This is a genomic window from uncultured Amnibacterium sp. (assembly GCF_964245895.1).
Classification (GTDB): domain Bacteria; phylum Actinomycetota; class Actinomycetes; order Actinomycetales; family Microbacteriaceae; genus Amnibacterium.
On the sequence record NZ_CAXTOQ010000161.1, the window covers coordinates 1 to 7,213 of the forward strand.

A 7,213-nucleotide genomic window follows, 5' to 3' on the forward strand; every position below is an offset into this window, starting at 1 on the left:
TTGCTCTCGTCGTCACCGAGGTCGTCGAGGTGCTGGGCGTCGGCATCGGGGTGCTCGTGCTCGGGGTGCTGCTGCACAACTGGCTCGTCGGGGCGCTCGGCTTCGCCGCGATGTTCGGCGGCGTGCTGCTGGCCGTCGGCGTCCGCAGCCGCGGCGGCATGCCCTCCTTCCCTCCCGCCGCCGGCGGACTCCGCGGCGGCGGCTTCATGGACCGCCTCGCCCAGCGCTGGGAGCGCCGCCGCCAGCCCTGACCCACCCCGCTCCATCGAACGCCCCGCGGCACCGCCGCGGGGCGTTCCGTCGTTCCCGGGGGAGCGGGGTGGGGACGCGCCCCGTCCGAGGGTGCCCGAGTGGAGCGTTGTGGAGTAAAGTGGGGAGCACCAGCACCGCTGGTCATGTGGACAGCGAGGGGTCGGTGCCGTGTTCCTCGGTACCTACGCGCCTCGCCTCGACGAGAAGGGGCGGATCATCCTTCCTGCCAGGTTCGCGGAGCGGCTCGCCGACGGCGTGGTCATCACCCGCGGGCAGGAGCGCTGCCTCTACGTGTACGCGCGCGACGAGTTCGACCGCGTGCACGAGCGGATCCGTCAGGCGCCCGTCACCAGCCGCGACGCCAGGAACTACCTGCGGGTGTTCCTGTCCGGCGCGCACGACGAGACGCCGGACAAGCAGCGCCGGGTGACCATCCCGCAGACCCTCCGCACCTACGCGGGGCTCGACCGCGAGCTCGCGGTCCTCGGTGTCGGCGATCGCGTCGAGATCTGGGACGCGGCGGCCTGGGAGCGCCACCTGGCGGAGACCGAGGACGCGTTCGCGTCCGTCGAGGGGGAGGTGGTCCCCGGCATCCTCTGACCGTGCCTCCCGAGTCCCAGCCGTGACGGGATCCCTGACACACTTCCCCGGTGCCAGGTCGACCGTCTCGCCGCCCCTGTCACACTTCCCCGGTGCCAGGTGCGGTCCACGGATGGGTATCGGGATGAACGGCCATGAGGACGCCGGGGACCGCTCCACCCCCCTCCACGTCCCGGTCCTGCTCGACACGACGCTCGGGCTGCTCGCCCCCGCGCTCGAGCGCGGGGGCGCCGTCGGCGTCGACGCCACGCTCGGGCTCGGCGGGCACGCGGAGGCGCTGCTGACCCGGTTCCCCGGTCTGACGCTCGTCGGCGTCGACCGCGACCCGGACGCCCTGCGGCGCTCGTCCGCCCGCCTCGCACCCTTCGGCGAGCGCTTCCGGCCGGCGCACGCCGTCTACGACGCCATCCCCGAGGTGCTCGACCGGCTGGGCCTCGCCGCTGCGGACGGCGTCCTGTTCGACCTCGGCGTCTCCTCCATGCAGCTGGACCAGGACGACCGCGGGTTCAGCTACGCGAGGGACGTCCCGCTCGACATGCGGATGGACCCGGGGGAGACCCGCACCGCCGCGGACGTGGTCGCCGAGTACCCGGCGAAGGACCTCGCACGGATCTTCCGCGTCTACGGCGAGGAGCGCCTCGCCGACCGGTACGCGCGGGCCGTCGTGGCGGCGCGCGCGGCCACCCCAATCCGGGGCTCGGCCCAGCTGGTCGCCGTGCTGGAGGCGGCCACGCCCGCCGCGGTGAAAGGCCGCGGCCACGTGGGCAAACGCGTCTTCCAGGCGCTGCGGATCGAGGTGAACCGCGAGCTCGAGGTGCTCGAGCGGGCCGTTCCCGCGGCCCTCGACCGGATATCCGCAGGTGGCCGGATCGTGGTGCTGTCCTACCATTCGCTGGAGGACCGGATCGTCAAACGGGCGCTCGCGCCCCGGACCGTCTCGACCGCCCCGCGAGGGCTCCCGGTCGAGACCGACGACACGGCCCCCACCTTCCGGATGCTGACGCGGGGCGCACCCACGGCGGCGGAGGGGGAGGTGGAACGGAACCCGAGGGCCGCATCCGTGCGGCTCCGGGCGGCGGAGCGGATCCGGGGGGATCCCCGCTCCACCTGACACGGATGTCGAACAGTTGGGGGACTGTCCATGAGCTCTGCGCTCGCCATCGATCCGATCCGCTCGCTGCAGCCGCGGCCGGCGACGCCCAGGCCGCTGCGCCCCGTCGACGTCGATCCGGCTCCCGCGGGCGCCGTCGCTCCCGCCGCCCGTCGCGCGGCCCGCCCGCGGGTGCTCGCCGCCTCCGTCGTGCTCGGCGGCGTCGTCTGCGTCGTCGCGGCCCAGCTGCTGCTGTCGATCGGCACCGCGAACGGCGCCTACCGCCTGCACGCCCTCGAGCAGCGCTCCGACCTGCTCACCCGTCAGGCGCAGGTGCAGTCGGAGGCGATCCGCGCCCTCGCCGCCCCGCAGCGGCTCGCCGCGCAGGCCGCCGCGCTCGGCATGGTGCCCGACGACTCGCCCGCCTACCTCGACGCCCGCACCGGCCAGGTGCTCGGCTCCCGGTCGGCGGCCACCGGTGCCGTCCACACGCCGGGCGGCCTCACGCGCTGACCGCCGCCCCTCGCCTAGGTTCGCCAGGCCGGAGGCGGACCCGGCGGGGGAGCGCGGATGGCGAGGACACGGCGGGGGACGCGGATGCGCCCGGCCGTCGTGCTGCTCACCGTGCTGGCGCTCGCTGGCGTGTTCCTCGTGCGGCTGACGGACGTGCAGGTCGTGCAGGCCGACCAGCTGCAGGCCCAGTCGAAGGACCGCCGCAGCATCTCCACGGTGCTGCCCGGGACGCGGGGCGACATCGTCGACGCCGACGGCACCGTGCTCGCGACGACCGTCGACCGCTACCGCGTGACGGCGGTGCCGTGGATCGCCACCAAGGCCGGGCACGTGCCCGCGGCCGCCGCGCGGATCGCGTCGGCGCTCGGCGTGCCGGCCGCGGGCGTGCTGGCCGCGTTGACCGCCGATCCCGGCGCCTCCTACGCGCTGGTCGCGAAGGAGATCCCGTTCGGGACGCTGCAGAAGGTGAAGGCGCTGCGGCTCGGCTGGCTCTACTTCGAGGCGATCCCGGAGCGGACGTACCCGTCGGGCGCCGTGGCCGGCAACCTCGTCGGGTTCCTCGGGGCCGATCAGGACGCCCAGGCGGGGATCGAGTACGGCTGGAACCGGTGCCTCGCGGGCACCGACGGCGAGGCGGTGTCCGAGAGCGCGCTCGACCGCACCCCGATCCCCGGCACCGAGACCGTCGTGCAGGCCGCGAAGCCCGGCGGCACCGTGCGGCTGACGATCGACCGGGACCTGCAGTACTACACGCAGCAGGTGCTGGCGCAGCGGGCGCGCGAGACGGGCGCCGCCTGGGGGTCCGTCGTCGTCGAGGAGGTGCGCACCGGCAGGCTGCTCGCCGTCGCGGACTGGCCGACGGTCGACCCGAACCAGGTCGCGCGGACGGCCGACACCGACGCGGCGGCCCTGGGGTCCCGCGCGTTCACCGCGCCGTACGAGCCCGGCTCGACGATGAAGGCGGTGACCGCGTCGATGCTGCTCGACGCCGGCGTGGCCACCCCGGCCTCCCGCGTCGTCGCCCCCTACCGGCTGCGGACCGCCGACGGCGCCGACGTGAACGACAGCGAGCAGCACGGCGACGAGCGCCTCACCCTCACCGGCGTGCTCGTGCAGTCCAGCAACACCGGCATCTCGCAGCTCGGCTCCCGCATCTCCTCCGCCACCCGGCTCGAGTACCTGAAGCGGTTCGGGTTCGGCACCGCGACCGAGGTGGGCTTCGGGGCGGAGGCGACGGGGTCGTTCGGTTCGGATGCGCCCGACTGGGATGCGCAGACGCGCTACGCGACCATGTTCGGCCAGGGGCTGACGGTCTCCGCCGTGCAGATGGCGAGCGCCTACCAGACCATCGCGAACGGCGGCGTGCGCCTGCCGGTCCGACTCGTCGACTCCTGCACCGCCGCCGACGGCACGGTGCATCGCGTCGCGACCGGCGCGCCGAGGCAGGTCATCTCGAAGGCGGCGGCGAACGGCACGGTCCGGATGCTCGAGAACGTGGCGACGAAGGGCTGGCTGCGGGCCGACGTCGCGATCCCCGGCTACCGCGTCGCGACCAAGACGGGCACCGCCCAGGAGGTCGACGCCTCCGGCGGGTACTCGAAGGACTACCTCGTGTCGATGGCGGGCACCGCGCCCGCGGACGCCCCGCAGTACGTCGTGTACGTCGCGCTGTCGCAGCCGACGAAGATGAACACCTCGCAGGCCACCGCGCCGATCTGGCGCCAGGTCATGGCGCGGGCCCTGCAGGCGGGCGGCGTCGTCCCCTCCGGATCGACCTCGCCGGACCTGCCCGCCTCCTGGTAGTCGGGGCCCTGCAGCGGCGATCCTCTACGCTGGATCCCCGGTTGCGGGACCAGCGGGAGGTGGCCGGGTGCGGAAGGCGACTGACGGGCGGACCGGCGGAGCGAACCCCCGGTGATCGCGCTGACGATCGACGAGATCGCGCGCGCGGTCGGCGGGGAGGTGGTCCCGCCGGAGGCAGGGAGCGCCGTCGTCGACGGCGCGGTCGAGACCGACTCGCGGCAGATCGAGGCCGGGGGCGTGTTCGTCGCCCGGGTCGGCGAGACGATGGACGGGCACGACTTCGTGCCGGCCGCCGTGGAGCGGGGCGCGGCGCTGCTGATCGTCGAACGCCCGCTGGAGTCCCCGGCGCCGCAGGTCGTCGTCCCGGACGCCACCGCCGCGCTCGCGGCGCTCGCGAAGGCCGTCGTCGCGCGGGTCCGCGGGGCCGGCCGCCTGCGGGTGGTCGGCATCACCGGGTCGAACGGCAAGACGACCACCAAGAACCTGCTGCGCGAGATCCTCGGCCGCGTCGGCCCGACGGTCGCCTCCCACGCGTCGTTCAACAACGCCGTCGGCGGTCCGATGACGATGCTGCGCATCACGCACGACACCCGGTTCCTCGTCGCCGAGATGGGCGCGTCCGCCGTCGGCGACATCGCCCGCCTGGTCGCGCTCGCGCCGCCCGACGTCGGCGTGGTGCTGAAGGTGGGCCTCGCCCACGCGGGCGGCTTCGGCAGCATCGAGGGCACGGCGCTCGCCAAGTCCGAGATGGTCACGGGCCTCGCCTCGAACGACGTCGCGGTGCTGAACCGGGACGACCCCCGGGTCGCCGCGATGGCGGAGCGGACCGCCGCCCGCGTCGCCTGGTTCGGCCTGTCCGCCGATCCCGCGACGGGCGGCACGAGCGCGGACGACGTCGAGGCGACCGCGACCGGCACCGCCTTCGAGCTGCGGCTGCCGACCGGCGAGCGCCGGACCGTCGCGTTCCGGGTGCTGGGCGAGCACCACGTCGGCAACGCGATGGCGGCGGCCGCGGTCGCGACCGCGCTGGGCGTCGACGCGGACACGATCGTCGCCGGGCTCGAGGCCGTGGTGCGGGCCGAGCGCTGGCGGATGGAGATCCTCGCCACCGACCCCGTCGTCGTCGTGAACGACGCCTACAACGCCTCGCCGGACTCCATGGCGGCGGCCCTGAAGACGCTCGTGCAGATCGCGCCCGGCCGCTCGGTCGCGGTGCTCGGCGCGATGACCGAGCTGGGCGAGTCGGCCGGGGAGGAGCACGACCGCGTCGGCCTGCTCGTCGTCCGCCTGAACATCGGCCTGCTCGTCGTCGTCGGGCCGGACGCGAAGCGCATCCACCTGGCCGCGATCGCGCAGGGCTCCTGGGACGGCGAGAGCGTCTTCGTGGAGACGCAGGACGACGCGGAGGCGCTGCTCGCGGCGACGCTGCGCCCGGGCGACACCGTGCTCGTCAAGTCCTCCAACTCCGCGGGCCTGCGGCACCTCGGCGACCGGGTCGGCGCCCGCTGGGCCGCCGTCGATGGGACGATCGCCTAGTGCAGTCCCTGCTGACCGGCGCCGCGGTCTCCCTGGTCTTCACCCTCTTCCTGACCCCGCTGTTCATCCGGCTGTTCCACCGCCTCCAATGGGGCCAGTTCATCCGCGACGACGGACCGGTCAGCCACCACGCGAAGCGCGGCACCGCGACGATGGGCGGCCTGGTCTTCATCCTGGCGTCGGTGGTCGGCTACTTCGTCGGCCACCTCACCGCGCCGCGCAGCCCCGTCACGGTCACCGGCCTGCTCGTCCTCCTGCTGATGATCGGGCTCGGCGCGGTCGGGTTCGTCGACGACTTCCTGAAGACCAGGAACCAGCGCAGCCTCGGTCTGGGCGGGTGGGCGAAGATCGCCGGCCAGCTGCTGGTCGGCACCGTCTTCGCGCTGCTCGTGCTGCAGTTCCCGCGCACCGCGGTCGGCGCGGGCGGGCGGACGTACTCCGCGACGCCGGCGACGACGAACATCTCGATCGTCCGCGACCAGTGGTTCGACGGCTCGGTGCTCAGCTTCACGGCGATCTTCGGCGCCGTGCTCGGCGTGATCGTGTTCATCGTCTGGATCTGGCTGATCGTCGCGTCGACGTCCAACGGCGTCAACGTGACGGACGGGCTGGACGGCCTCGCGACGGGCGCCTCGATCTTCGCGATCGGCTCCTACGTCATCATCGGCTTCTGGCAGTTCAACCAGTCCTGCTTCAAGACCGATCTCACGACGAACATCCCGCTCTGCTACGACGTGCGCGACCCGCTCGATCTCGCGACCGTCGCCGCCTGCATCACGGGCGCGCTCATCGGCTTCCTGTGGTGGAACACCTCGCCGGCGCAGATCTTCATGGGCGACACCGGGTCGCTGGCGCTGGGAGGCGCGCTGGCCGCGCTGGCGGTGCTGTCCCGCACCGAGCTGCTGGTCATCTTCATCGGCGGCCTCTTCGTGATCGAGCCCGGCTCGGTGATCCTGCAGCGGGCGTACTTCAAGGCCACGCGGGGGAAGCGCATCTTCCTGATGAGCCCCGTCCACCACCACTTCGAGCTGAAGGGGTGGGCGGAGATCACCGTCGTCGTGCGGTTCTGGATCATCGCCGGCCTGCTGGTCGCGCTCGGCGTCGGCCTGTTCTACCTCGAGTGGCTCTCGAGGGCGAGGTGACGGCCGATCTCGCCCTGCTCACCTCCTGGCACGCGGAGGGGTGGCGCGGCCTGCGGGCCGGCGTCCTCGGGGCCGCGGTGGTGGGCTTCGCCGCCGCGGACACCCTCGTCGAGCTGGGCTGCGAGGTGCTCGTGGTCGGCGAGCGCGCGACGGAGGAGCGCGCCGCGCTGCTCGAGGTGATCGGCGCCCGGCTCGACCTCGGCGACGCCGCCGCGCAGCGGGACGCGCTCGAGTCCTTCGCGCCCGACCTCGTCGTCGTGAGCCCCGGCTTCCACCC

General features: G+C 73.9%; 6 protein-coding genes and 2 pseudogenes. All 8 read left to right on the top strand.

The genetic code is table 11. The features are described from left to right. Window positions 1-251 (top strand): annotated as a pseudogene (locus tag ACFE60_RS16105) (hypothetical protein); the annotation flags it as partial. Window positions 252-420: 169 nt separating this feature from the next. Next, complete coding sequence (gene mraZ / locus ACFE60_RS16110; protein ID WP_375389875.1) at window positions 421-852, top strand: division/cell wall cluster transcriptional repressor MraZ; 432 nt, start codon at window positions 421-423, stop codon at window positions 850-852. Window positions 853-976: 124 nt separating this feature from the next. After that, a complete protein-coding gene (gene rsmH / locus ACFE60_RS16115) occupies window positions 977-1,963 on the top strand; it encodes a 16S rRNA (cytosine(1402)-N(4))-methyltransferase RsmH (protein WP_375389876.1) in 987 nt (328 codons plus the stop codon). Window positions 1,964-1,993: 30 nt separating this feature from the next. Beyond that, the gene (locus ACFE60_RS16120) at window positions 1,994-2,455 is read left to right on the top strand and encodes a hypothetical protein (RefSeq protein ID WP_375389877.1); all 462 of its coding nucleotides are present in this window, start codon (window positions 1,994-1,996) and stop codon (window positions 2,453-2,455) included. Between the two features lie 57 nt (window positions 2,456-2,512). Beyond that, on the top strand, window positions 2,513-4,258 hold the full coding sequence (locus ACFE60_RS16125) for a peptidoglycan D,D-transpeptidase FtsI family protein (RefSeq protein WP_375389878.1): 1,746 nt from the start codon (window positions 2,513-2,515) through the stop codon (window positions 4,256-4,258). Window positions 4,259-4,369: 111 nt separating this feature from the next. Then, window positions 4,370-5,794 (top strand): UDP-N-acetylmuramoyl-tripeptide--D-alanyl-D-alanine ligase, encoded by a 1,425-nt coding sequence (gene murF / locus ACFE60_RS16130; protein ID WP_375389879.1) that lies wholly within the window; start codon window positions 4,370-4,372, stop codon window positions 5,792-5,794. After that, window positions 5,794-6,936, top strand: coding sequence for a phospho-N-acetylmuramoyl-pentapeptide-transferase (gene mraY / locus ACFE60_RS16135; protein ID WP_375389880.1), 1,143 nt, complete (start codon window positions 5,794-5,796; stop codon window positions 6,934-6,936). Before murF ends, mraY begins: the two co-directional genes overlap by 1 nt. Beyond that, a pseudogene (gene murD, locus ACFE60_RS16140) lies at window positions 6,933-7,213 on the top strand (UDP-N-acetylmuramoyl-L-alanine--D-glutamate ligase); the annotation flags it as partial. The gene mraY and the pseudogene murD, both read left to right, overlap by 4 nt.

Excerpts from the sequence above, each read along its gene's own strand:
- rsmH (WP_375389876.1), top strand. The coding sequence starts at position 977 with ATGAACGGCCATGAGGACGCCGGGGACCGCTCCACCCCCCTCCACGTC.
- ACFE60_RS16120 (WP_375389877.1), top strand. The coding sequence starts at position 1,994 with ATGAGCTCTGCGCTCGCCATCGATCCGATCCGCTCGCTGCAGCCGCGG.
- ACFE60_RS16125 (WP_375389878.1), top strand. The coding sequence starts at position 2,513 with ATGGCGAGGACACGGCGGGGGACGCGGATGCGCCCGGCCGTCGTGCTG.